Source organism: Halalkalibacter okhensis (genome assembly GCF_000787375.1).
Lineage (GTDB): Bacteria > Bacillota > Bacilli > Bacillales > Bacillaceae_D > Halalkalibacter > Halalkalibacter okhensis.
The window spans coordinates 36586-62018 of record NZ_JRJU01000021.1; the positions used below are offsets into that span (position 1 = coordinate 36586).

The following is a 25433-nucleotide window of genomic DNA, read 5'->3' on the forward strand; positions in this document are numbered from 1 at the left end:
TTTTTATTATATTTTTACTGTTATATATATATTCCATACAAAAAAGCATTCCTCATTATAAGAAATGCTTGATGGAACATGATTTATTATTTACTAAAAACATGCTTCAACAGTGATTAACTTCTCACTATCTTTAACCGTGGCCCCCATTCATGACGACTTAATTATAAATCGTACCACCAGCAGGACGGTCATACCAATTCCAAAAATCGACTTCTCCTAATGTTGCAAAGATGATTGAGTTATTTTCCTGAAGTGTGAGTAGCTCTTTTGTTGGACCAGTAACCACCACTCCATACGTTTTCACACCATTTTCTTCAACATAGTTATACCGATCTTCAATACTCGTTTCATTATTGAAGTACCAAATATATCGCTCGACTAGCTTTTTGTTTTCAGCTAGAAACTGTAGCCCTGTTTTAAATGCTTCAGCGCGTTTATGGCCATCTCCTCTTATTCGAATCGATCCCCCATCTCGTGAAAAATCAAATATTGCATGTTCATGGAAACCCCAGATATCGCTATTGGCACTTAAGTATGGTGAGTGGTAAGTGTCCCCTTTCCCTTCTGTACCTGTATCAATGGCATACCATACTATATCCAAGTCATAGTCATGTAATAAAGCATACACATCGTCTATGTCGTATAATTGATCAAATGTTATCGCCAGTTCAGAAACCGTCCCTTTTGGAAGCAAATCAAGCGTATTCCATGTATCCTGTAACGTCTCTTGATAAAAAGTCTGCTCAGTTTCTGGTTGATTTTCTACAAATTGAGGATGCATAAAATATAACTTTACATCATATTGTCCGTCTGTCCACTCTCTATTTACATTAAGGAGATTAAAAAACATCTTCCCATGAAGTTGACCTATGGACTTATGCTCTCTTCCTAGCTGTTTTTGAATTTGAAAATCGATATCCATTGTATAATAAAAGTTTGTGTTCATTCCTCCACCGGCAAGGTAGACGTTAGGCATGGTCATTTGTGTCGCTGTTCGAATGACTTGAATTGCTTTTTCCCCTCTTCCTTCATCCGTTCCAAAACCAAAAAAGAAAGCCGTAAGAATTCCAGATATGATACTAACACCAATGAATAACATAAAAATAGTCAACGCATTCATCAACCGATTTTTCCACTTGGCCTTACGTAACCATTTCTTTTGTTTTTTTATTGGAATATCGTCGAGCAATCTTTCTTGATCATTTAACCTATCTCCTACATGAAGATGATTCTCTTCCTGTTTTTCAATATCTTGATTTAGCAAGAGCTCACATTGAGAACAGCCTTGCAAATGTTCTTCAATTTCTTTTTCATCCTTTTCTCGGCACTCTCCATTCATGTACGACTTCCATTTAGATTTGACCTCATTACAATCCAAGTTCCTCATCCCCTTTATATTCATATTCTTCAGCCATTTTCTTTTCTACTTCCTTTCTTCCTCGGTAGATACTGACCTTAACCTTTGCAATCGAGATATCAAAGATGTCGGCAATTTCTTGATAAGAAAATCGATAATAATCTCTTAATAAAACGACATTCCTCTTAGAAACAGATAAACTAGCAAGAGCTTTAAACCAATGATCAAGCCTATCCTTAAGCAAATACTCTTGTTCTGCACTTTTCACTTGTCTCTCGATTAAATGATCAAGATCTTCGTAATATGTGATTCGTTTCTCCTTCCGAATTACATCAATGAACGTATGATTAGCTACTTTGAACAACCAAGGCTTGATTTTCTCCTCTTGATAACTATCTATATAAAAGTAGGCTCGATAAAACGTTTCTTGAACAATGTCCTCAGCCAAGGATTTATTTTTACAAAGCGAAAAAATATACTGATAGAGATCCTTCATATAAAGGGAGTATATCTGTTCTAAACTAATATCCTTCTCCATCGAAGCCTCCTTTCACTATAACCACGGATGCAGAAAGAAAAAGTTACAGCCGTTACTCACCTTTTTTTAAAATTCGTGATGTTATAGCAAATTTGAACAAAAAATACGTCCCTGTCTCCTTCAGGAACGCACTTTCAAATACGATGTATTAAACTTTTTTCTCTAATGCTTTTATTCCTCTAATAACCCAATATAACACGATCCATGGGAAAATGAATTTGGTCGACCATTCAATGAATCCTACAATGAAATAAAACTGATAACCAAAATAAGGAAAGACTACACTAAGCGCTGCAAACATCCCTGCCGCAATGATTAAACCTTTTACCATACGACTTAAACTGATCCTTCTTATAAAAAGCGTAAGTGCAATTAAAAATAAAATAGTTAGTAGTACGACTAACAAATCATAAACCCTCAAATACTCCATTGTTTCCCCTCATTTCATTTTATCGCTACGACATTTCGTGGTAAAACACTCTTTTCTATCCAATGTTTTATCATCTGATTAAAGAACTCAGGATTATTCATAGAGATTCCATGACCGACTTTAGGAATTATTATCCCTGTACAATTCGGATTGTTTAAAACGAGATCTTTTGCTGAGCTTTTCATGATTGCTTTCTCTCTTTCACCGACAGTTACTAATATTCTGCTGTTGGCTTTGTTAAAGTCTTCGGGGATTTTAAACGCCATATTTTCTTGCAATATTGTTATAAGGGTCTCTGATTTCATATTCGAGCTTTCTTTATAATAGATTTCAAAATGATCTTTTTCGACATACAATGTTTTGGCTTGAAGCTTTGAGAATGATTTATTTTTAATTAGTGGAAAGGTTAGTTCAACTATAGGACTAATAAGTTTACTAGCTAACCAATTAGGCCTAACTAGCGCGCTATTTATGATTGCGTAGTCAATTAAATTGGGTTTCATACTTAACATTTGAACAATTACTTGTGCTCCTAATGAAAATCCAACAACAATGACCTTCGTTTCTTTTGCTAAATATTTAATACAATCAATCACTTTTTCAGCGCTGATTTTAATAGAAAAAGGAGTAACATCCTTACTTTTCCCTTGTTCTGGTAAATCTATTGCAACACAATGATAATCACTGAAGTATTGAATTTGTTTATCCCACATCCAACTGCTTACTCCACCACCATGTAAAAATACCAATAACGACCCATCTTTATTCCCATACTCTTGATAATGTAAATCCACTGATTTCACCACTCTTAAGGTCATTTTTTACTGGAAATCTTTAGGGTTAATAATTGCTAACACTTGATGATCTTCCCATGTGCCATTAATTTTTACGTTTTGTATGGCTACTCCTTCTTTATGAAATCCAGCCTTTTCTAGAACACGAATGGAACCAATATTATGTGGCATCACACCTGCTTCAATTCTATGTAGCTCAAGCTGATTAAAAGCATAATCTACCATTAATTTTACAGCTTCTGTTCCATATCCTCTTCCATTATATTCCCTACCTAAGAAATATCCGATAAACGCACTCTGAAGTGAGCCACGCATGATTTGAAAAAGACTTATTGTGCCTATCAATGTATGTGCATGATGGTAGATTCCAAACTGGTACTCTAAATCATTTTCCATATTTTCTTTCCATTTTTGGATATATTTTTGTTGTTGAATAAGCGTGTAATATGTATCAGAACGAACCATTGCAAATGGTTCAAAGAATTCCTTATTTTGCAATTGCAGTTGAAGTAGATCGTTGGCATCCGTTACATGAAAAGGTCTTAAAAAAATATTCGTAGATGAAAGTATTGAAATCACACACCTTTAGTTATATATTGATCCTTTGTAAACTACCTTATTTTACCATAAAATGTAATGATCTATTAACCTATTCTTCATATTAGCTACAAAGAATGCGCTCCTGTTGCAACAAGAGCGCATTCACCCAATTTGTTATATATTATTTTAAATCTACTTCCACAACCAACTCATCCAAGACCATGATGTTATACATATATAAGAACGTATCTTCAATCGCTTCTATTTTAGGATAAACAATTTCAACAAAGTCATGATCATGCTTGTTGAAGGATAGTGCTTTATACACTTCATCACTTTTTTCATTATCGAATTAGCATAAATTATTTTATTCTTATCTGCTCTTCATGATTAGCCAACTCAATTAAAAAAGGTTGTAGTAAAAACACTAAACATGCTAAAACAAAGAAAATAATTAACACCAATAAAGAATTCATATTAAAAACTATTGGAAGAAGCATGGGACTTAAAACAATAAGGGAAGATATGAAAATGCGTACCCTCGATTTCTCAGAATGGTACTGCTTCCCTTCACAATGCGGACATTTCATCCCTATATCCAACGTGAATCCTCGTTTGATTGTTTCTTTCCAGCTCCATTTTTTATTGCACATTTGACAAGTGGGCATTGCTCATCCCCCTGTCTTCTTGTTAGATAAAATTAGTTTAAAAAATACACTCTTCTCAAACCACTAATTTAGCTGTTCTAAAAAAACCTCTTCAGGATTTTTGATTGTTATCAGAAAACAGCTTAAACAGAAACATTACTACAACTGCTAACTGGTACCGTTTTTCATATGTTAAAGAATCGCAGTCACTCATAAATGCATTTATTTCTTTTTCTTCTAGCTTTGCATATAGGGCCAGTGTCTCAAAAGAAACCTGGAATTGTTGATTCAGTATTTCGGTGATTGCTTTTACTCTTTCATCCGACGTCACTAGCGTCATTCCGTCTGATAATAAACCAATCATTGATACCATATGCCCTACCTTTTCGTGAGGTAAATGGGCTAAGTCCGTTTCATAATTAGCAAAATCCAACACTTCTTTTTCATCCAGTCCACTAATTAAGCCAAAAGTGTGAGGAGTTAGTTTATAATCGTCAAGAATGCTTTTCAAATGATCTCTTGGGTCTCCACTTTTAATATCCATTTTCACTTAATCTCTCCAATCCAATCACCTTTTAATACGTAGAGACGCTGCTCCATTTCCTTATTTCGTTACTTGGAAAGCCCATGTTTGTTTTAATTTTAACATTAATTTCTTTTTCTTTTGGTATAAAAAGAAAAAAGCGCCCTATTTAGAAAAGAACGCCTTTTTACCTGCTAACGTTAAAGAGCATCAATAACAATGACCTCTCTCATTTATTCATTAATATCAAAAACCAAAATATCAAATAAGTCATCATTTGAGTACAGTAAAAATGCCCATTCGCCTGTTACTGGTAATTTTATATTAGAAGGCATATGTGAATCGGCACCATTATTTTCTCCCCCCGGCTTGATTTGTCCAAATAGAATCTCCACCTGGTCCATTGTATAGAACTTGATGCACGGTTTGTGTTTCTTTGTGAAAGCCAACAACGGTTAACTCCACATTCTCAACACCCCATAGATGCCACATCCATTTTTGACCATTTAGCACGGGCATATCAGCACCGATGACTCCGGATTTTTTTTCATTTCCAATGATGCCTCTATCACCAAATTCAACAGCTTTCTTTTCCCAATCAATTACGGAAAAATCACTCTCTTGAACAAACCCAGGAATATTTTCTGGCAAAAGAATAGTTGATTCTACTGTCTCATTAGAACTACAAGCAATTGCCATAAATGATAGGCCAATTAATACAAAAATCATCCAAAATTTTTTCAAAAAAGTCATCTCCTATAAGTTCGTTGAAAACTTATTTTGTACCACCTTTACAATTCAACAACCGCTAGTCATCTTAGTTCTAGCTGAAAAAAAGGAAACTTCTATACTTCAACATCAAATACTTACTATTCTCCTTCATTGTTTTCTTGAAGTGTCTTAATTAAGTCTTCAATATTATCATTAAACCTGCTTAATTCATATTCAACCATTCCATTGTTCATTTGATTCCTTGATGATTCTCTTATCGCACTTGAAATGTTAAAAGCAGAAAATAAAATACAAATACTTAAAATGACTAAGGCACCTGGTAAAGATAATCTTGGTCGTTTCTCCCCCATATCATTTCCCCCTTATAATTGTTTCTTAGTCTACGTTAATGACTAATTGACTCGTTAAAGAGATAATTTCATCCCATCGTGACTCGCTTTAAATCCTAGCTTTTCATAAAATCGATGTGCATCTTTTCTGTTCTTGTCCGTCGTTAATTGTACCAATCCACACCCCTCAGATTTCGCTATAGCCATTGCTTCTTCAAATAACTTTTCACCTATCTTTTTCCCTCGAACCTTTTTATCGACTCGGACACCCTCAATTTGAGCTCGTTTCATCCCCATTCTTGCTAACCCAGGAATAATTGTTAGTTGCAGACATCCAACTACCGCTCCCCCTTCAATAGCTAAGAGAATTTGGTTTCCCGCTTGCTTTTCGATTTCACTAAAAGATTGATCGTATATATCTGGTAGTGGTTCTTCAAATCTTTCACGTTTGGAACCTAGTTCATCATCAGCTAGCATACGAACAATATCTTTTAAGTCTTCTTTTTTCGCCTTTCGAAATTGCATAGCGTTCATCTCCCATATCCATTTTTATGTGATACCTCAGTTATTCCCTTTTATTCTCAACGCGATAAATACTCCTAATACGAGTATTGTTTATAGGAATATGATGTTTTCTAATATAAAATCTACTATCTCCATTAGTCATCTCCGTTTAGGCAAGACTTATTTTTTCATTTTGCAGTTTGAGTGGAGCCTCATTCCGCTATTCTATTAAAAAATGCTAATATGAGCAGGGTTACGGATCCTCGTTCCGTTATTTTCTTGTTTGACCTTGAAAATCATTATTTTTGTGACTTTAGCGGAACCAGGATCCATTTCACTTCCGTAATAGTCGATTCCATCCATATTAAAGAAATCAGGATCCGCTTGAGGAATTGATTACTTATTTTCTACTAGCTGCCGACTTATTTTTGTTAATACTCTAATAAGCTCAGCTATCCCTATTAAAAGAAAACCACCAAACAAACTACCTATACTTATTAGTATTACAGTTCCATCACTCATATCAAACTGTATTTGTATTAGTATTCCAGTACTGATTGCAACTATTGCTGAAAAATATAAAATTAGTGTAATAACATTCAAGTCTTTCAAAAAGATCCTCCTTTATGCCAAATCAACTTGACATGCTTCATGAATGAAGCCTGCCTCCTTACTACGTCCACCTCTTTATTTTAACATTATTTACCAAGTTGTCGACGTAAAAAATGAGCTGCAATGGCAACTCATCAAAACACTCACTAACACTCAACAATGTCATCTTTAATTAAGTCAATTTGAACATTTTAAAACTGGACACTAAATCCCTTAAAGTAATGAATTCCAGTGCCGAATTTCGTAAGCTCTTTTTCTCTTAAAAAATTAACAGCCATTTTCACTTCTTCCAAAATGTTTGGTTCAAGCCCTAAAGTGTTATGAGAACCGTAGATCATTGAGATGTTTGGAATCTCGGAAATTTTTTCTAGAGAATTCACTAAATCAACTGGGTTTGTTGAAGGGTAAAACGCATAGATTGGAGTCTCATCATAAAGCAAATCTCCGGTAAACAAATATCCGTTTGTCTTATCCAAAACAGCTATATGTCCTGGAGAATGCCCCGGTGTATGATAGATCATTAGTCTTCTGTTCCCCAACTCAATGGCATCTCCATCATTTAATAAACCTGTTGGCTTTCCTTGAAATGGTTGATATGTATCAGGGTTAAATGTTTGTGGTGTAGGTAACGTTATATCTCTACTGACATCTTTTCTGATTTGTTCAATGGATAAACCTTTAATTCCGTTCACTAACCAGTCTTTATCTGCTTCGTGAACATAGATCTTTTCAAATTGCCCATGACTTCCTATATGATCCGTATGAACATGAGTTGTAATGACTTCAATCGGTAATGAAGTCAATTGATCAGTTATTCTTTTTATATTGTCAATACCAAGACCGGTATCAATTAATATCGCTTTTTCTTCTCCCATTAATAAAAATGAATGAACCTTCTCCCAATGTCCATATTCACTAATTGCATATGTAATAGGATCAATCTGCTGCACAGTAAACCATAAATCCTTAATCATATATGACCTCCTTATGTCATTTGCTTTCTTACTTGTTCTACAATCCCATCCAATATCCTCTTGCAACATCACAGTTGGCTATTTTGATTAATAAAAGTAAAATAGATTTAGCAAAAATTGTTAAGAGCAAATGAGAGTTTGTTGTTATAGTGGAGGTAGGGTAGGTGAAAGGGAATGGATTATTCAGCATGTATACAAAGAACACTTGATTATATTGAAGAGAACTTACACGAACCTATTTCATTAGTGAAATTAGCAGAAGTTGCTTGTTTTTCCCCTTTTCATTACCATCGTGTATTCCAGGCGATGGTGGGAGAATCTGTGATGGATTATGTAAGAAAAAGAAGGCTGACGCTTGCTGCAGAAAGGTTATTCTATACAGAGGAAAAAGTGATCAATATTGCTATTGATGTTGGGTTTCAATCCCACGAGTCATTCACCCGTGCATTCAAAAAGTCGTATGGCGCCTCACCCATGAAATACCGCAACGCAACTAGAATATCTGGACCTTTACGCGGAAAAGCCTACCTAAATACAAACCTTTCTCAAGGAGGAATTAGATTGGAACCGAAAATACTTATTAAACCCGCTTTTCATGTTATTGGATATGAGCTGATAACAAAGAATAAGGACGGCCAGAACAATATAGACATTCCTGAATTTTGGCAGCAGTATATCCAAAATAAATTGGGAGCTACCATTCCAAACCCTATACGTAAAAATGAAGAACTCGGCATATGCACAGAATTTTTTCCTGAATCTGGTGAGTTCGTATATGTTATTGGAATGGAAGTAGAAAAAGGGACTCAAGCTCCTGAAGGAATGGTGTACAAAAGTTTCCCTGAACTTGAATATGCCGTATTCACAACGCCTCCATCAACAGAGAAAGCATTTGTCTCTTCTATTCAGTCCACCTGGAATTATATCTTTACAACATGGTTTCCACAATCGGGATATGAACATCACGGCTCAATTGAATTTGAGCTGTATGACGAACGATGCTACGGATCAGAGAACAAGGAGATAGATATTTATATTCCTGTAAAAAAAATAAACCGGTAAGGCATAATAGTAATAATCTCTTTTATTAAGAGAAGCATCAGGAGTTTTGTAGTTTATTTCGATATAGATTACTTAAAAAGCCTACTCTCTATTTTTATTAGAAAGAGATTAGGCTTTTTTATTACCCCATAGTCGCTCTCCACCATTGACCATTCCTCAACCCAACAAGCATTTACTTTAAGTTCATAAAAAAACGCACGCTTAATTCAATAATGGCAAATAACAAACTCATTTGATTAAAGATTTTCATCTCGGGGTTTTCTCGACTTAAAAAACTTTCCTAAGTAAATATAAATAATGCTAATGAACACACCAATAATAAACCCACCTAATAGTGCAACACCACTCCATTCAACTATATTACCTACAATATCCTTCCAAAATAGACTTTTCCAATTGCTCCAAAAGTAAGGGTGTTCACCTAAGCTGGATATATGTAACTCTGGTCTCGTTGAAACACCTATAAAAGCAAATTGAACGGCCATATATAGATAATAAGAAATAATGGAGAAGATCCAAGTTAAACTACAAGCCAAAGCAGTAAACAATTTTGATTTAGAAATTCTTACTTCAAATAAAGCGATAGGAATAAGCGGTAGCAACCATATACCGTAAGTTAAATATCTCCAAAGAGTCCCACCTTGACCAAGTACATTAGAAATATAGTTATGGAAGAAAAAATCAAATACTCCAAATTCCAATAATTATATAGATAAACCAGCGTATTTTCATTAGAGTTATTGTCTCCTAAGATTTTTTTAGTTGCTTCTTCTTCAACTCTTTCTCCACATTATTAGTAAAAAGCGCACCATTTTGTTTAAAAAGAATGCATGGATTTATACTCTCTACCAATAAAGTGAGCAGGTACGGGATTGAGTTCTAACTCTCTTGACCAAATTGAGAGTTGACCGATGTGATGAATCTCATGAGCAATTATATGATGTAATATTTCCTCAACAGTATATTTACCTTCATCCCAAGGGACACTCACAGCTTTCACTTTTTTATCCTCTAAGTTGTTTTTTAGAAATTCAACTATCTCATTTCGAAATCCATCTGAAAGAGACCTAACCTTCTCTACTGTATTATAATCAGCATAGTTAATCACTACATCTTCTTTTCCTTGAATCCCACGAATCCAGCTATACTCAACATCAATTATATGAAAAAGAGTATATAAAATACTTCCTACTCCTCCCGTTCTGCTTTTGACTAACTCATGATTTGATAGTTGATTACACCAGTCAAACCATTCGTCTCTGACCTGCCAGTTGTATTCAAAAAAACTAATCAATGTAAACACCCCCATCTAGTCTATTAATAAGTATATTGACATTAACCGAACCAAAAGTCACTTGTCTACAATAAAGAAGGAGCGTTACTGTTGAAGTATCGCTCCATTAATAATGGTTAGGTTATAGTTCTTATAGTAACCCTATTATTTCTTCTCCCTTTTTTCCTCCCAAAGCTGTATACGCTCTTCATGACTAACCTCTTTATGTACTTGATGCAGCATCCATATATAACCAAAGGGATCCATAAATATGGCATTCGATACTCCATGATCAGAAAGCTCAGTCACTGGTTGAACTTCTGTACAACCTAAATCCATTGCCTTGGCATAGGTTTCCTTAATGTCTGGGACCGTAACATTTACCCAACTCGTTTTAGGATCGTCAGGTTTTGGTGCGATCAAATGGAAATCTGGATTTTCATCTAGCATATGAAAGTGAACGCCATATAGGGTAAAAACAACCTCATTTTCACCACGAGGAAAGTTTGAAACCTCCACACGCTTAATATCAAATAGATCTTCGTATAATTCCAATGCTTTTAAGCTATCTTTCACAACAATATCAATTTCTACTCCAACCAAAATGAACACTCCTTTTACAAGTTAATATATTCTTTCTTTACCTCACCATTTTCCCCAGTTTCTCAATTAAAGTATACCAAATTCAACCATAATAAACCCAACTCCTATAAAAGCTTAAATTGGAACAAGCATAAGAGCTTGTTATCTATGCGCTGGCTAGGTAAAATGACATATGCAATTAAATTAATTTTGCAGGTTGTGACATACAATGAACTTATTCGAAAGACTATATACTCTTATTATTTTCTTAGCCGTCGTTATTGGGATAGGTATAGGAAAAGTAGAACTGATAAGAGAAAATGCCGAAAGCTTTATTGTTCCTTTATTAGTAGCGATGCTCTATATTACTTTCTTACAAATCCCTATCGATGAAATAAAGATAGCTTTTAAAAACTTCAAGTTTACATACACTTCAGTCCTTATAAATTTTCTCTGGACACCTATCCTAGCATGGCTACTAGCAATGGTCTTTTTAGGTGATAACCCAGCGTTGTATATTGGATTTATTATGCTTATGGTTACACCATGTACCGATTGGTATTTAATCTTTACAGGGATAGCTAAAGGAAATGTTGCATTATCTACAGCAATCTTACCTTTAAACTTAATCTTACAAATTATTATGCTCCCTATTTACCTTCTTATTTTTGGTGGTACAACAGGGGTTATAGAGCTTACATTTCTAGTAGAAAGTATCATCATTGTCTTATTGATACCATTGGTTTTAGCTTTTTTAACAAAAATGTTCTTTCTGAACAAGCATCATTTAAGAGAACACTTCATATCTAATCTCAGTGTGTTACCGATTATATTTCTAAGCCTTGCAATTGTTGCCATGTTTGCTTCACAAGGGCAATTATTGCTTGATCATTTAGACTTAATGTGGCAATTGACTATTCCTATTCTTCTATTCTTCATTGTGAATTTCTTTATAGGTCAAAAGGTTGGACAGCTTATGAAGTTCCCGAACTCCGACAGAATAAGTTTAAGCTTAACTACGCTAGCAAGAAATTCACCAATCGCTTTAGCCATTGCTATGACCGCATTTCCTGACCAACCCTTAATTGCTATAACATTAGTGATAGGTCCATTACTGGAATTGCCTATTCTAGCTATCATTACTCAACTTTTATTATTTATTTCTAAAAATAAGCGTTTATAGATAACTCGAAAACACACATCAGTCTTATTTCATCTTAATTTAATCAGCTTTGATAGCGGAACAAGGCAACGTGGTTAACAGGTTTGGTGTTAATCAGAGTTAATGAAAGATGGAAAACCAAACCATAAACTCAATGTAAAAATAACTAAAATAAAGACACCGTAGAACAGTTGAATAAGATACTCTTTAGATTTTCTGTGATTTTTCCAATAAAGAAATGCAGTTACTCCAAATAAAAGGCCAACAAATAAAAAAGTTCGCCAACTTAAATAGCCAGTTCGTTCAAATAGATGTCCTGAAGCAAGGTAAATGAAAATCAGGAAGGGTGGAACAAATCTGTGTAGTGAAGTGGTTTCCTCATATTTTATTGGTTTTATGTTAAGTTTAGCTCGTAGGTATCTACCAATAAGACCACAAATAATTCCCAATATACCAATGTATAGTAGAGATAAGAATAATACCATATCTGTTCCCCTTTTTTATAAATTACTTTCTTAAGTTTTCTACAATTAAAGGTAGTTCTTTCAAATCCTCCACTACGAAATCTGCTTTCACGTTATCCCATTGATCGTCTCTTTTCCAGACACTTTTCATGCCTACATTTTTAGAAGCTTGCACATCATTTTCTGGATGGTCGCCGATAAATATGCTTTCTGACGGTAAAACATTTAGATTGTTTAAGGCTTTTTGAAATATTAGAGGTTCAGGCTTTTTCATGCCTTCCCTTTCAGATATAAGAATTGTTTCAAAATATTTTTCAATACCTAAAGCCTTAATATTAGCCAATTGGAATGGCCCTTTGCCATTAGTAATCATTCCAAGAACAAGATTATCATCCTTCAATTTTTCTAACGTACTATTGAGGTTAGGGAATGGAATACAGCTATCATGAAATTGACTAACATAATCTTGGAGTAATTCTTCCCAAGTCAAACCAGTTATATCAAATTCATCCACTAACTGTTGATAGACCTTATCCTTCCAAACATATCCCCTATTATCAAGTTCTATAAATCGTGTTTTGTATTTTTCTATTGATACATGATTTACCCATTTATTCAATCGCTTGTATTGCTTTTCGATAAAAACCTTTACTGACGCATCTCGATCTAACAAAGTTCCATCTAAATCAAAAATAACAGCTCTGATCATATTCATCCACTCCTCGGAATAAGGTTATTACAGAAACTGAATGGACTTACTTGGATCCTGATTATACTTTTCATTAGTTGAAAAGAAATTTACATTCAAAAAGGCTTAGTAAAAATTCTAAGCCTTGCCGAAACCGTGACTGCTTCGATAGACAATCAGGGTAATTGCATTTAAAATGATGGTGACAATGAGAAGCACTGCTGAGACGAACGCCACGGCACCTATTGTATCCATAATAGCAGACCAATCCTCAATCATGACGAGATGATAATTATAGAAAATTTGAAAACATAGTGAAATAGCACAAGCGCTGATGCTAATAATAGAAAGAGCGACCCAATTATTCCTATGGACATCTTTTTTGTCTCTCATCAGATTAACTACAGGAAGGATCCAAGCAATTAGCCCAAGTACGAGACTGCCAACATTAAGCCAGCTATAATCAATCATGTCTAACAAACTCCTTTGCATTTTTTGTTTCTTTATTATGCTTACTCATAAGAACGTGCACTAATCAACGCTAATGACTAGTAGAATAATAGACTTATAAGATTTCAAATATGATTGTAATGACTAAACTTTGGATAAGAACGATCAGAGTAAAACCCCAGCTTAGAATTTGTTCGTTTTTCTTCTTTATTAACATTTGAGTTATGTAGTTTATTACAAACATAATAATGAATACAATTATCAACGAAAACCAAAAAGGAGATGTGTAAATTATTGCCATTTGTTTTTCCCCACCCATAAACGTTTTTTAAACCCTCCCAGTAATACACAGTACGTCCATACTCCTCAGAAAAACAAATTCTTAATTCAGAATCCCTTTTATCTAAAAATAAAATTAGGGAATTGAAAAACCAAATTAAATGAAAAGATGAACAAAAATACGAAACCTACAACAATCGTAATAACATATTCCTGTCTATTCGGATGGTGCTTCCACTGCATGAATGCAACAAAACCAATAAATGCTATTAAAAATACAAACGTTTTCCACGTTATCAGATATGAAGTAGTCTCTATAAATTCAACTGAGAACACAAATAAAAAGATAAGTAAAGATTCCCCTAATGTCTGCAACTTTGGCTTTTTTTCATATTTTATTTTTCGTATATTTAGTTTTCGTCTAAGTATTTTAGCGAAATAGGCAACTATCAAACCTATGATAAATAAATACAATAAAGATAAAGTTAAACCCACACCTATGTCGCCCCCAGAATTCCCAAACCTAGGAAAAAGTATATAATTTTATTGATACTTAATAAAAAACTATCTTATCTTTTATCCTTTTCCATTATTTCTATTATCCTATCTAGTTTCTTTCCAAGTTCTTTTTGTTGATTATGTTTTTCAGTCGAATTTGCAAGTAACCTTCTTATAAAAAGTGCTAACGAAATAATCATTAAAGCGATTAGTCCAAATGAAACGAGTTGATAAAGAATTGACCCCCATGTAACATCCAATTTCCAATTACCTCCTTTCGAATACTTTTTTCATAAGAAAAGCTGAATCTTTCAATTCAGAAAATCCATTTTTATGATAAAAATGATATGCCGGCACCGTTTTTTCTGTGGCTAACCATATATGCTTGATTTCTTCAGCTTTCAAAAGGTCACTTATTTGTTCAAAAAACATACTGCCTAGCCCTTGATTTTGTTTTTCTCTTGAAATAAAGAATTCCTTAATAAAATATTCCCGACCTTCCCACCAGTTAAAAACATAGCCTAATGATCCGCCAACTAACTTTTGATTTTCATCATAAAAGGCTAATGACAACGAATTTTGATTGTCTGTCAGGTCTTTTAAATACAAGTCTACTTGTTTTTCATCTTCCCACTTATCAAACCAAGGGTCATTTGAAAAAACATCTAAAAACAAATCTTTCATTTCCTCATATTCACTTTTATTTAAAATGCTAGTCTTCATACAACTGTACCTCCTACATGTTCACTCAAAAAAAACTTTTATCTAAATGATTAAAAAATGCCTTCATCCACCTTCTATTAACGTTTGAATTACTGCTTGTTTCATTTTAACATTTTTTACCTCTTATTCATCAAAAAAAAACGCTCCTGATTAGATTTACAGGAACGCACCGTATCTTTAAATATAATGATTCGCTATACCTATCTGCCTTTTTTATATTCAATAATAGGAACGATAACTGAACATACTACTGCTGTATAATAAGGTAAAAACTTAATTCCCATAGCCTGGTTAAAAACGGTTATGCCGATGATACCAATTAAGCTTGATAAGGCGATTCCTAGAATAAATCCTCCAATTAACCCGACAATCACCGCTATAAACATTTTCATATGGCTACACCCCTTCTTGCTGCTCATTTTTACTAAAGATCATCTTGATAATGCTTTTTAAACTGCGACAGGAGATTGCTAATAGCAATAAACCGAATAAGGGATGCAATGCTCCGATCCATGGTATTTGAAATCTCATATTGGCTGTGAAATACATTGCAAAAATGAAAAAAAACAGTCCAAAAATATGCCCGTACATTAACCTAGGAAGAGATCCAAGGTAGGCAAACAAAAGTAAAAGCAAAGGGATATTCCATCCAAACAAATGAACAACGTTTCGATGATAAACCCAATTGCCAGAATCCACAAACATCGCAAGACCTACTGATAAAAACTGAAACAATACACACAAAATAAATAAACTAATAAAAAGTAGAAACATATATCTACTAACCTTGATTCGTAATCGACCTGAACTCAACTGTACCACTCCTTTTTCCTTACATGATCAATACAATTGTTAGTATACTGACAACTTCTAAACGGACTATTATTAGATTATTAAATATTTCTTAACTATTAGAATCCCATTAGGATTAGCAAAAAAAGAGGAAGGACAAAAGGTCACTTACTTCCTTTTGTTCTTCCTCTTTAAACTGCTGCATTTACTTTTTAAAACGATAGCCTACTCCCCAAATCGTTTCAATGAACTCTGGTTTAGATGGGTCTATCTCTATTTTTTCTCTAATTCTTCGGACGTGTACAGTAATAGTGGAGATATCTCCCATGGAATCATACCCCCATACCTTTTCAAATAAATGATCCTTGCTAAATACTTGGTTTGGGTTTGTCGCTAAAAATAACAGTAAATCAAACTCTTTTCCCCTAAGAACCTTTTCATCCTCATTTACAAAAACCGTACGCGCGCTTTTATCGATAACCAGCCCTCGAATTTGGATCTCATTTTGAGATGCTTCACTATTAATAAGCCGGTTGTATCTTGATATATGTGCTTTCACTCTTACTACTAACTCATTTGGATTAAATGGCTTTTCGATATAGTCATCGGCCCCTCGGTCAAATCCTCGAATAATATCAATGTCTTCCTTTCTCGCGGTTACCATGAGAATTGGAATGTTTAACTTTTCCCTAATTCTCTTACAAAGTTCAAATCCATCTATTCCTGGTAACATTAAATCTAGAATGATCAGCTGATAATCATGCTTCAATGCCATTTCAAGGCCTTCTTCACCAGTTGTCGCTATATCACTTTCAAATCCACTCACTTCTAAATAATCTTTCTCCAATTCTGCAATGCTCTCTTCATCTTCTATGATTAGGATTTTCCCCATTCGTTCCCCTCCTTTGATATGGTGTCGGTAACGTAAAGAAAATACTGGTCCCTTCCCCAAATTTACTACTCGCCCAAACCGTCCCTCCATGGCCTTGTATGATTTTTTTTACAATGGCTAATCCTAAACCACTGCCACCAGTAGTTAAACTTCGCGACGCATCGATACGGTAAAAGCGGTCAAAAATTGATGCTATTGATTCTTCTGGTATTCCCATTCCATTATCCTTTATTTCTACTGTGACATTATCAGCCTTTGCTTTTAAATAAATCTCAATTTTTTTGATATCTTTGTTCAGATACCTTAAGCTATTTTGAATAATATTATCAACGACACGCTTTACCTTCTCCCGATCAGCTTCAACGATATATGACTTACCTTGCTCCTTTTCATAAAAAACCGTGCATCCTTCTTGTTCTAGTTCAAATTGTAACTCCTCTATATAGTCTTCCATATAGGCATTCAGATCAACCTCTTCCATCTCAAATGGCACACTTTCAAGATCCAGTTTCGAGTAAAGAAATAACTCTTCTATTAATTGGTTCATCCCTAGAGCTTTCCGATCGATTGTTTCCATATAACGATGCAGCTTATCAGGGGTATTGGCTACTCCATCCTGTATCCCTTTTACATATCCTCTTATCGAAGTGATTGGCGTCTTTAAGTCATGTGAGATACTTGCTATTAATTCCTTCTGATTTTCCTCATACGTTTCTTGGAGCTTTTTGGCCTGCAATAACTTCTTACGCATCGACTCAAACGTCTCTGCCAGTTGATCAAGTTCATCTCTTTTATTTGTTACATCTAATTGATAATTCAAATTGCCATTACTGATTTCTTCAGCAGCATTCATCAGCTTTTTTATTGGATGTATAATGCTCTTAGAAACAAAATAAGTAAGTAGTCCATTCGTTATGATAATGACTAACAGCATTCCGATTAACCTTAGAGTCATAAATAACTGAAGTTCATCTTCTATGTTCCCTCTCAATAGAAAAAACAGAATATAACCTAATGCAATCTCAATTACGAGAAACCCCAATATCGGAATAATGATCATCCCGATATTTGATAGCAATAACCGCTTCTTGATAGTCATTCAATCACTACCTTTATACAAATTTAACACTCTTAGCCATTTTCAGTATGTATGTAATCATACTGAAAAATGCAGTTGTTTTCCAACTGCATTTCATCAACTTCCGCCTATATATTCTATCCCTGAGACAAACATCCATCTTTCATCACATATACTTTATCACATAAATCTAACATTCGTTCATCATGGGTAACCATAATAGCCGCTTTGTTTCTTGATTTCACCTCCTGCGAGATCATCTCTACAACCTTGCGTCCCCGGACAGAATCCAAGCTAGCTGTAGGTTCATCTGCAAGAATAATAGAAGGGTCATTCATAAAGGCCCTAGCGATGGCGACTCGTTGTTTTTCCCCACCTGATAATTCAGATGGGAAATTGTTTACTCTTTGATGGAGATCTAAACGGCTAAGAAGCTCCTGTGCTCGTTTCTCTCCTGTACCTTTAGAGTTATTGGCAATTTGATTAACGAGTTTCAATTGACTTGAAACATTTAAATAAGGAATTAGGTTAGCCGCCTGAAAAATAAAGCCAATTTTTTTCGCGCGGAGTTGGCTTAATCGTTTTTTTGATTGTAGCTGAATAACCTCATGGTCAATCATAATTTCCCCTTCTGTCGGCGACAACAAAGCACCTATCACAGAGAGAAGTGTACTTTTTCCTGAACCAGATGGTCCAACAATAGCTATAAACTCTCCCTGTTTTACGGTTAAATTAATATTTTTCAAAACACGAATGGTACTACTCCCATCCCCAAAGTCCTTTGATACATCTTTAATTTCCAATATTGATTTACCCATCATTCCATCCTCCCAATTGCTTCTAATGCATCAACTTTTGCTACTTTCCAAATAGAAAGCATAGCTCCGAACATATTTAGGATTAAAAACAGCCCACCAGTTCCAACGACTAACTGCCAAGATAATACGACTGGCATTTCCTCTGGCATTACTTGAACAATTCCATAAAAAGCAAGACTACTCAACAGCAAGCCTATTAATGTAATGAAGGCAACCTGCAATAAAATTGACTTCGCAATGTACCATGTTTGTGCCCCGATTGCCTTTAAAATTCCAAACTGATGTGTCTTTTGAAGAGTAATGACGTAAAAGAAAACACTAGACACAAAAACAGAAATGATAAACAAAAATGTCTTCATCATCATAAAAGAACCTTGTGTTTCTGAATAACCAGGAATGGTCTTTATGGTCTCCTCCAATGTTTGCACGTTGTAATGCTCAAGTTCAATCTCTGAACCATGATAGAGCACCGCATTATACGTATCTTCCATTCGATAGAAGGTCTGAAACCCAAACGATTCATCTGTAAAAATAACAGGCATATGGGAGTAGACATGGTCTCTTGTAAATCCAGCAATCGTCATTTCAACCTCTGTTCTAGAATCTTTAATCGTGTCATGTAATTCATAGCCAAACCGCTTTATACTTTCATCAACTACTACTTCTTGATCTTTTAATTCCCCTAAATTCTTTCCTTCTGTTATGGTTACATCGCCATACCGTTTCGTATCAACCGTAAAATAAGCCACATCTACAGTCCGCTCATTTGCTTTTTCTAATCCAGATACAGTTATCGCTAACGGGGAATATGGTTCACCTAACAGATCAAAAAGTTCATCTAAATCTTCATTATTTAATTCTGATTTTATTAAGACCCCTTCTGCTTCTTCACTTAAAATGACATATTCCGTGTTCAAATTACTCATTGCCGCGCTGTCAGCATACCCCAGCCCATTAGATAATGCCGTGATAAAAAAGACTAAAAATAATACTGCAATCATAATTAAACTAAGTAAAGAGTATCGAATCTTATTCCTCCTAAATTCATTCCATGCTAAAAACATAATCTTCCTCCTCTTGTTCTACTACATCGAATCTGTGTGATCTGACGTAAACCTAGAATACAGAGGAAATCTAAAATAACTCTTTCCTATTTATTAATGGTTTCTTAAATGTAGAGAACTTTTCTTTTTAAAAAGAAAAACAAGTGACAGACGATTCATTAGAATTAGTTCGTCATAAAGGCACTGGGAGAATGGATGAAACGAGCAAATTTAAAATTTACCACCATCCACCAATATGCCAAAAATAGCTTTACTATATTTGAACAGCAAGGCACATGGCTAAATGATGATGGCACTATTAAAGGACAAGCAATTGTATTTACGGTATTTAGAGTAGTTAATAGAAAGGTAACTTTTTTAGCTAGGATGGACAATAAAGAGGTAGCTTTTGATTTAAGTGGGTTAAGCGATGTAAATAAGGTAAACCAAAACAGCTTGTAATGGGCTGTTTCTTTGGGGCTATCGATCAAGTAACCTTATTGTTTCGTGTATAAAGAGCTATTTATTTTTAAAGCTGGTTCAATTTGGGAAGGAAAATGTAAATTCATAAGCTAATAAAAGTGAATTTAACTTCCCGGCTCCAAACATATAAACAATACAATTCGGGCACGAAGCCGCATAGATATTGCACCTATGCGGTTTTACCTATAATACCTTCTTGAAGAATTGACTCTTTAGTTCAACAGAAAAGAAAATAACCCCATTTGAACAGAGTATTATTTTGTTTACACTTCAAAAATTTAATTCGTGTCTAGGACATATGTAATAAATTCATTTTTTGCCTTCGTATACGCTTCCCTATCATTGTTATATTTCTTTGCTAAACTTCTTTTAAGAATCGCATAATCTTCGATAAACTGTTGATTATTTCGCAACAGGTCGCGAAAGAGGATGTGTTTATCCCAGCGTTCATCTCCCTCTATTAAAATATGTAAGTGTGCTACTCTTTTATTGTTTACCACTTTTACAAAGAATCGTTGCCATGTACGCCCATCTAAATGAGGCGGTACATAATTCCAACCATCGCTCTCTAAAATTGAGGCTAGTTCTTCTATCTGTTTAAATGTATCAACTTTAGTCATTAAATCAATAATTGGTTTTGCTGGCAAATTAGGAATAGACGTGCTTCCATAGTGTTGAATTTCATTGATACCGAAGCTTGATAAGAGAGCAAGAAGGCGAGCTTTTTCTTGTGCACCCTTTAGTACCCAATTAGGATCTGAATCCACAATTTCTATTTTTTCATTTGCCCAAACTGGCCATGTGCTTTCATCTTGAATATCTTTCATATGACCCCTCCTTAAAATCACATTATTTAGCTATATGAAACTGTTTTTTCTTGTTGAGTCACTTTACCCAACAATCCTTGAATACTGAACTTTTGTAATATAGTAAAAGATTCCATAAATAACCGCATATACCATATACATGATAGATGAGAAGCCAAGTACCATAATATAGGTATTTTCAACTGGAATCAGTTTCGTGAAGACCATCGTATTAGCAGCTTTCATGGCAAAAACACTATGGAGAATTCCGACTAACATTGGAATGAGGAAAACGGGCAACAACCTCTTCGTGATTACCTTTTTTTTCACTTGATCGTCCATACCAATTTTTCGCAGCATTCTAAATTGATGCCTTTCCGCTTGTGCAGCCATGATTTGCTTAAAATACAAGAGGCTAGCAGTCATCAGGATGACAATTACACTCATAAAGAAGCCAATGAAACAAACGAGTCCGAATGTTTCCATTAATTCATTGTAATGATTAAAAGCCGTTCGATAGCTGGCTACGTTGCCATTTAACACTTCATTTAGTTCAGTATTTAGTGCGCGTTGTGATAAAGCCTTAGGAAAATTTATGACATGAGCCATACTGTTTGTTTCGTAAATGTCTCCAGCCTCAAAAAGGTTAGCAAAGTCATGATCATGAAGAATGATCGAATGAACCCCACCAAACATGCCAAGATTAGTCTCTACAACCGACGTAATCTCCATTGTTTGTGTTGAAAAATTCAGTTCATGCCCGGTAATGGCCTTCTCTAGATCATATTGAATATTAGGAGTTGTGTAAACAATTTCACCTTTTTCTATCAGCACAGGGTCTACAACTGTTTTTGAAATTGCAGTGAGGTTGTTAAATTCTGTTTGGCTATATACTCGAAAATAATGATCTACAGCTGTAATATAAGTTCTACCATCACTATAAACATTTCTCATCGCTGGCGCTGTACGATAAAGGTCTACGGAGTACGATTCGGACACAGCCGTATTGTACTTTTCAAACGTCTCGTAAACTTGATCTAGCAATCCTTCCTCTTCGCCATAAAAGTATAGATCATAACCAATCGTGTTATTCGTATTTTCTTCGACATTGTTATATAACGTATAGCCAGTCGCAATCGCAGTGGTAGCTACTGCTGTTAAGATAGCAATTGTACCCATGAGTGTTGAAATAGATCCCATTCTATGAGAAAGAGCTGAGGTTGAAATGAGGTTCTCGCCTTTGTAATACATTGCTTTATTTTTCTGAATCCAGCTGACCACCTTAGGAAGTCCTCCCCAAAAAAAGAAGTACGTTCCCAATGTGACAGAAAGGATAATAAGAAGATTATATTCAGCAACTAAATCCGCTTCTTTTAATGTAGCGTGATAGTAACCGATAGCTATTAAGGCAATCGAGAATACCAATAAGATATACGAACCTTTTGATTCAACTTCAGGCAATTTTTCGGCTTTAAATAAGTCTACTAGTTCAAATTTATTAATTACTTGTAACCCTGTTAACCCCATTATGAGAAAAATAATAAAAAAAAGAACTACGGTTAGAAACACAGCCATTGGGTCAAACGTAAAGGCCACATTTCCGACAAACGCTGCTAGAGATACGTTAATTAAAATCATGGCGATTACCTTTGAGAAGAAGATCCCCGTCCCGATACCAATCCCTAAAGTGGCCACTCCAACAATCATCGTTTCAATAAAAAGAAGCTTCCCGATCTTCATGTTTGTCATACCTAACAAAGCATACGTAGAAATTTCCTTTTTTCTAGCTTTGATAAAGCTGTAATTGGAACTAATTAAAAAGAATAAGACAAACACCATAATAATAATGCAAAAGCTCATCAACAATGCCCTATAGCGATCACTGTATGTAAAAGCACTTATTACCGATTCATTTAAGATAAGAGCAAGAAACGTATAAACAGTAAACACACTAAAACTCAAGCAGAAAAAATACATCATATACTTATTAGAATTCAATTTAATGTTACGGAAAGCTAGCGAAAACAAATTCATTGTCTCTCTCCTCCAAGGACACTCATAACTTGAATAATTTTATCAAAAAACTGCTTTTTATCGGTCCCTGCAAACAATTCGTTGTAGATTTCTCCGTCATGAATAAACATGATTTTTTGACAATAGCTCGCTGCAAAAACATCGTGGGTTACCATTAAGATAGTCGCTTTGTATTCTTTGTTAATATAGGTTAATAGATTAAGCAAACCCTTACTTGATTTCGAGTCAAGATTTCCTGTTGGTTCATCTGCAAGAATTAGCCTAGGCTTAGTAATTAATGCTCGGCAAGCAGCTGCTCGTTGCTGCTCTCCACCGGAAACTTCATAAGGATATTTATCAATAACTTTTTCGATCCCTAGATCATTGATTAGAGGAAGAAGCTTTGTCTCAATTGCATTAACATCGATCCCCTTCAAGGCAAGAGGTAAAATGATGTTTTCCTTCAATGTCATCGTTTCAAGTAGATTGTAATCCTGAAAAATAAATCCGATATTTTCAGTACGGTGCACAGCCAATTTTTTCTTACTGAGAGTAGCGATATCATGCCCATTCATTATAATCCTGCCAGATGTTGGTTTATCAAGACTTCCTAATATATTTAGCAACGTTGTTTTTCCAGAACCTGATGCTCCCATCACACCAATGAATTCGCCTTCCTTCACTTCAAAACTAATCTCGTTTAATATCTGGTACTCTTTATCACTCTTTTTCATCCCATACGTTTTACTTACTTTATCAACGTGTATGATATTCACTCTTATAACCTCCGCTCTGGTATAACTATATCCCAGATAAATAGACGGGTAACTTCAATGTATCTAGTAGATATCAATTAACCTTACATTTTTTGTCACATCGTCTATCGTTTGACTTTCAGAAAAGTATAGCCTTATTAGTAATTATTACTTCCACTTTTTATATTTCCTTTTTAGATTCCTGTAGGACGTGGGAAGTCCTTCTGCCACTTTCAACACTACACCATTTTAATAAAGTTAAGGTAAGCTACATATATTCCTATATACATCAATCCACTAAGAGAATAGATTAAAAGAAATCTCTTTACGTTTTTCACGCGGTGAATGACAACGCCACCAACAATAGCCCCAATGATCATTGGTATTGAAATAACAATCCATAATTCTAAGTTCATACATTCCTCCAAAAAAGCTTGATGTTTTTTACGGACTACTTGCCTTTAATTAAATAAATTTGTTTTATATCAATAACTTCATAATAAATTGCTCACCAATTGGTCCATCTTTTCTTTTGCCTGTATCTTCAAATCCAACTTTTGCGTATAGTTTTTGAGCAGCTGTATTTTTATGGTTAACAGCTAAAACGATTTCATTACAATAAGGGAATTCAGCTGCAACAAAATCGTTTAGTAACAACATAGCTTGCTTTGCATAACCTTTCCCCTGATCAGCTTGGTTGATCGATAATGAGGTGAGCAACATCGCCTGTGCATTATCCGAATATTCCCTTACCCTTTCAGTTGAGTGCAATAAAAAAAAGCCCACTGGTTCCGTATCATTCATTATGACAATTCGATACTGACCTTCTGTTTCTTCATGATATCGATTTGGCAAAGATGTGAATTGTATTTGCTCTTTAGGCAGCTTAAAAGAATTTAATTCATCTAAGTATTCATTTGAGAAATGCTTTAATTTTATATAGTCTGTTTTACACATATATGACTCTTCCTCCACCCATATAATCATCTATTAAACTTAATGTTTATCACAATGTTTGACCTTCAATACTAAATATTTAACTCCAACCACTCATCCGTTTCTTGAAAACCAAACTTCTTATATACCGGTCTACCTAATTCTGATGCGCCAAGCCATATTTTTTTAATACCTATATTTTTCGTTTCATCTACTAATTTCCCTAACAAAATAGTAGCGATTCCTTGTCCACGATAACTTTCTTTCGTGTACATATTTGTAATATAAGCCTTCTTTCCACTCATATTAGTATAACTAGGTGGAAACTCATAAAAAATTACTGCACCCGAAGCGATAATTTCCTCATGATCTTCTACTAATAATTGAAATAATGTCCCATCACTTAGTTTCTGGTTAAAGAAGTGAGATAGTTCATTATCAATATCTATACTAGGTTCAATCCCTTCATCGACCAATTGCCTTTTTCTAAGGTAAACCAATGTTTCAATGTCATCTATCGTCGCTTTGCGATATCTCAACTTTTCTTCACTCCTATAAAAAATTTAGTAGCAGCTTGCATTAATGCAAAACAATCTCTTTATAACAAGAAGCGACTATAATGTATCAAAAAAAATGCGACACCTTTTTAAGCA

The 25433-nt window shown here is 34.6% G+C and carries 37 protein-coding genes; 3 read left to right on the top strand and 34 right to left on the bottom strand.

The genetic code is table 11. From position 1 onward, the window contains the following. Positions 1 to 160: 160 nt before the first annotated feature. The 13 genes from LQ50_RS15240 to LQ50_RS15295 form a co-directional block, all read right to left on the bottom strand. A complete protein-coding gene (locus LQ50_RS15240) occupies positions 161 to 1381 on the bottom strand; it encodes an anti-sigma factor (protein ID WP_034630917.1) in 1221 nt (406 codons plus the stop codon). Then, a complete protein-coding gene (locus LQ50_RS15245; protein ID WP_052144794.1) occupies positions 1371 to 1898 on the bottom strand; it encodes an RNA polymerase sigma factor in 528 nt (175 codons plus the stop codon). Before LQ50_RS15245 ends, LQ50_RS15240 begins: the two co-directional genes overlap by 11 nt. Positions 1899 to 2046: 148 nt before the next feature. Continuing rightward, on the bottom strand, positions 2047 to 2328 hold the full coding sequence (locus tag LQ50_RS25795) for a hypothetical protein (RefSeq protein ID WP_034630919.1): 282 nt from the start codon (positions 2326 to 2328) through the stop codon (positions 2047 to 2049). Between the two features lie 14 nt (positions 2329 to 2342). Beyond that, positions 2343 to 3122, bottom strand: coding sequence for an alpha/beta fold hydrolase (locus tag LQ50_RS15255; RefSeq protein WP_034630920.1), 780 nt, complete (start codon positions 3120 to 3122; stop codon positions 2343 to 2345). Positions 3123 to 3149: 27 nt separating this feature from the next. Beyond that, positions 3150 to 3692 carry a GNAT family N-acetyltransferase gene (locus tag LQ50_RS15260; RefSeq protein ID WP_034631024.1) on the bottom strand — a complete coding sequence of 181 codons (543 nt, stop codon included), beginning with the start codon at positions 3690 to 3692 and terminating at the stop codon, positions 3150 to 3152. A gap of 151 nt (positions 3693 to 3843) precedes the next feature. Beyond that, positions 3844 to 3990 carry a hypothetical protein gene (locus LQ50_RS25470; protein ID WP_161784689.1) on the bottom strand — a complete coding sequence of 49 codons (147 nt, stop codon included), beginning with the start codon at positions 3988 to 3990 and terminating at the stop codon, positions 3844 to 3846. Between the two features lie 34 nt (positions 3991 to 4024). Further along, entirely contained in the window at positions 4025 to 4330 is a 306-nt protein-coding gene (locus LQ50_RS26520) for a TIGR04104 family putative zinc finger protein (RefSeq protein WP_034630921.1), read from the bottom strand. Positions 4331 to 4421: 91 nt separating this feature from the next. After that, on the bottom strand, positions 4422 to 4853 hold the full coding sequence (locus LQ50_RS24420; protein ID WP_308417927.1) for an HTH domain-containing protein: 432 nt from the start codon (positions 4851 to 4853) through the stop codon (positions 4422 to 4424). 330 nt (positions 4854 to 5183) lie between these two features. Then, complete coding sequence (locus tag LQ50_RS15275; protein ID WP_237563725.1) at positions 5184 to 5576, bottom strand: DUF4871 domain-containing protein; 393 nt, start codon at positions 5574 to 5576, stop codon at positions 5184 to 5186. A 125-nt stretch (positions 5577 to 5701) separates the two neighbouring features. Further along, positions 5702 to 5914, bottom strand: coding sequence for a hypothetical protein (locus tag LQ50_RS15280; RefSeq protein WP_034630922.1), 213 nt, complete (start codon positions 5912 to 5914; stop codon positions 5702 to 5704). 54 nt (positions 5915 to 5968) lie between these two features. Then, a complete protein-coding gene (locus LQ50_RS15285; protein WP_034630924.1) occupies positions 5969 to 6418 on the bottom strand; it encodes a GNAT family N-acetyltransferase in 450 nt (149 codons plus the stop codon). 375 nt (positions 6419 to 6793) lie between these two features. Then, positions 6794 to 7009: a hypothetical protein gene (locus LQ50_RS15290; protein ID WP_034630926.1), complete on the bottom strand. Its 216-nt coding sequence runs from the start codon at positions 7007 to 7009 to the stop codon at positions 6794 to 6796. A gap of 191 nt (positions 7010 to 7200) precedes the next feature. Continuing rightward, a complete protein-coding gene (locus LQ50_RS15295) occupies positions 7201 to 7983 on the bottom strand; it encodes an MBL fold metallo-hydrolase (protein WP_034630927.1) in 783 nt (260 codons plus the stop codon). Between the two features lie 174 nt (positions 7984 to 8157). Here LQ50_RS15295 and LQ50_RS15300 point away from each other — a divergent pair, with 174 nt between their 5' ends. Then, positions 8158 to 9045, top strand: coding sequence for an AraC family transcriptional regulator (locus tag LQ50_RS15300; protein ID WP_034630928.1), 888 nt, complete (start codon positions 8158 to 8160; stop codon positions 9043 to 9045). Between the two features lie 236 nt (positions 9046 to 9281). On the opposite strand, the gene LQ50_RS15305 is transcribed toward LQ50_RS15300, so the two are convergent. The 3 genes from LQ50_RS15305 to LQ50_RS15315 all read right to left on the bottom strand — a co-directional run bounded on the left by LQ50_RS15305 (position 9282) and on the right by LQ50_RS15315 (position 10921). Further along, positions 9282 to 9746 carry a hypothetical protein gene (locus LQ50_RS15305; RefSeq protein WP_152608230.1) on the bottom strand — a complete coding sequence of 155 codons (465 nt, stop codon included), beginning with the start codon at positions 9744 to 9746 and terminating at the stop codon, positions 9282 to 9284. Between the two features lie 116 nt (positions 9747 to 9862). After that, positions 9863 to 10354 (bottom strand): DinB family protein, encoded by a 492-nt coding sequence (locus tag LQ50_RS15310; protein WP_084138858.1) that lies wholly within the window; start codon positions 10352 to 10354, stop codon positions 9863 to 9865. 129 nt (positions 10355 to 10483) lie between these two features. Further along, complete coding sequence (locus tag LQ50_RS15315) at positions 10484 to 10921, bottom strand: VOC family protein (protein ID WP_034630934.1); 438 nt, start codon at positions 10919 to 10921, stop codon at positions 10484 to 10486. A 208-nt stretch (positions 10922 to 11129) separates the two neighbouring features. On the opposite strand from LQ50_RS15315, the gene LQ50_RS15320 reads away from it, so the two are divergent. Next, on the top strand, positions 11130 to 12083 hold the full coding sequence (locus LQ50_RS15320; RefSeq protein ID WP_034630936.1) for an arsenic resistance protein: 954 nt from the start codon (positions 11130 to 11132) through the stop codon (positions 12081 to 12083). Positions 12084 to 12172: 89 nt separating this feature from the next. On the opposite strand, the gene LQ50_RS26525 is transcribed toward LQ50_RS15320, so the two are convergent. From LQ50_RS26525 to LQ50_RS15385, 12 genes are all read right to left on the bottom strand, one after another. Continuing rightward, positions 12173 to 12547, bottom strand: coding sequence for a DUF4181 domain-containing protein (locus tag LQ50_RS26525; protein WP_034630938.1), 375 nt, complete (start codon positions 12545 to 12547; stop codon positions 12173 to 12175). 22 nt (positions 12548 to 12569) lie between these two features. Next, positions 12570 to 13235 (bottom strand): HAD family hydrolase, encoded by a 666-nt coding sequence (locus LQ50_RS15330; RefSeq protein ID WP_034630939.1) that lies wholly within the window; start codon positions 13233 to 13235, stop codon positions 12570 to 12572. Between the two features lie 117 nt (positions 13236 to 13352). Next, positions 13353 to 13685, bottom strand: a complete 333-nt coding sequence (locus LQ50_RS15335) for a hypothetical protein (RefSeq protein ID WP_034630941.1) — start codon at positions 13683 to 13685, stop codon at positions 13353 to 13355. A gap of 378 nt (positions 13686 to 14063) precedes the next feature. Further along, a complete protein-coding gene (locus LQ50_RS26530; RefSeq protein WP_034630945.1) occupies positions 14064 to 14438 on the bottom strand; it encodes a DUF4181 domain-containing protein in 375 nt (124 codons plus the stop codon). Between the two features lie 74 nt (positions 14439 to 14512). Then, the gene (locus tag LQ50_RS15350; protein ID WP_034630948.1) at positions 14513 to 14701 is read right to left on the bottom strand and encodes a DUF4083 domain-containing protein; all 189 of its coding nucleotides are present in this window, start codon (positions 14699 to 14701) and stop codon (positions 14513 to 14515) included. Positions 14702 to 14708: 7 nt separating this feature from the next. Further along, entirely contained in the window at positions 14709 to 15164 is a 456-nt protein-coding gene (locus LQ50_RS15355) for a GNAT family N-acetyltransferase (RefSeq protein ID WP_034630950.1), read from the bottom strand. Between the two features lie 200 nt (positions 15165 to 15364). After that, a complete protein-coding gene (locus LQ50_RS15360; RefSeq protein WP_034630952.1) occupies positions 15365 to 15556 on the bottom strand; it encodes a DUF5957 family protein in 192 nt (63 codons plus the stop codon). Between the two features lie 4 nt (positions 15557 to 15560). Continuing rightward, positions 15561 to 15977, bottom strand: coding sequence for a DUF6220 domain-containing protein (locus LQ50_RS15365; protein ID WP_052144796.1), 417 nt, complete (start codon positions 15975 to 15977; stop codon positions 15561 to 15563). A gap of 184 nt (positions 15978 to 16161) precedes the next feature. After that, on the bottom strand, positions 16162 to 16848 hold the full coding sequence (locus LQ50_RS15370) for a response regulator transcription factor (protein ID WP_034630953.1): 687 nt from the start codon (positions 16846 to 16848) through the stop codon (positions 16162 to 16164). After that, positions 16820 to 17947: a sensor histidine kinase gene (locus tag LQ50_RS15375; RefSeq protein ID WP_052144797.1), complete on the bottom strand. Its 1128-nt coding sequence runs from the start codon at positions 17945 to 17947 to the stop codon at positions 16820 to 16822. Before LQ50_RS15375 ends, LQ50_RS15370 begins: the two co-directional genes overlap by 29 nt. Before the next feature lie 116 nt (positions 17948 to 18063). Continuing rightward, positions 18064 to 18744, bottom strand: coding sequence for an ABC transporter ATP-binding protein (locus LQ50_RS15380; RefSeq protein WP_034630956.1), 681 nt, complete (start codon positions 18742 to 18744; stop codon positions 18064 to 18066). After that, positions 18744 to 19808: an ABC transporter permease gene (locus LQ50_RS15385; RefSeq protein WP_034630959.1), complete on the bottom strand. Its 1065-nt coding sequence runs from the start codon at positions 19806 to 19808 to the stop codon at positions 18744 to 18746. The genes LQ50_RS15380 and LQ50_RS15385 overlap by 1 nt, the downstream gene beginning before the upstream one ends. 195 nt (positions 19809 to 20003) lie before the next feature. Between LQ50_RS15385 and LQ50_RS15390 the strand changes: the two genes are divergently transcribed. After that, entirely contained in the window at positions 20004 to 20249 is a 246-nt protein-coding gene (locus tag LQ50_RS15390; RefSeq protein WP_052144798.1) for a hypothetical protein, read from the top strand. Positions 20250 to 20548: 299 nt separating this feature from the next. Here LQ50_RS15390 and LQ50_RS15395 read toward each other — a convergent pair whose 3' ends face one another. The 6 genes from LQ50_RS15395 to LQ50_RS15415 all read right to left on the bottom strand — a co-directional run bounded on the left by LQ50_RS15395 (position 20549) and on the right by LQ50_RS15415 (position 25319). Further along, on the bottom strand, positions 20549 to 21097 hold the full coding sequence (locus LQ50_RS15395; protein WP_034630961.1) for a GrpB family protein: 549 nt from the start codon (positions 21095 to 21097) through the stop codon (positions 20549 to 20551). Positions 21098 to 21160: 63 nt separating this feature from the next. Beyond that, complete coding sequence (locus LQ50_RS15400) at positions 21161 to 23110, bottom strand: FtsX-like permease family protein (RefSeq protein ID WP_034630964.1); 1950 nt, start codon at positions 23108 to 23110, stop codon at positions 21161 to 21163. Beyond that, positions 23107 to 23865 carry an ABC transporter ATP-binding protein gene (locus LQ50_RS15405; RefSeq protein ID WP_034630968.1) on the bottom strand — a complete coding sequence of 253 codons (759 nt, stop codon included), beginning with the start codon at positions 23863 to 23865 and terminating at the stop codon, positions 23107 to 23109. The genes LQ50_RS15400 and LQ50_RS15405 overlap by 4 nt, the downstream gene beginning before the upstream one ends. 218 nt (positions 23866 to 24083) lie before the next feature. Continuing rightward, positions 24084 to 24260 (bottom strand): Z-ring associated ZapG family protein, encoded by a 177-nt coding sequence (locus LQ50_RS25475; protein ID WP_161784690.1) that lies wholly within the window; start codon positions 24258 to 24260, stop codon positions 24084 to 24086. A gap of 64 nt (positions 24261 to 24324) precedes the next feature. After that, positions 24325 to 24801 carry a GNAT family N-acetyltransferase gene (locus LQ50_RS15410; protein WP_034630970.1) on the bottom strand — a complete coding sequence of 159 codons (477 nt, stop codon included), beginning with the start codon at positions 24799 to 24801 and terminating at the stop codon, positions 24325 to 24327. 71 nt (positions 24802 to 24872) lie between these two features. Continuing rightward, a complete protein-coding gene (locus LQ50_RS15415; RefSeq protein WP_034630971.1) occupies positions 24873 to 25319 on the bottom strand; it encodes a GNAT family N-acetyltransferase in 447 nt (148 codons plus the stop codon). Positions 25320 to 25433: the final 114 nt, after the last annotated feature.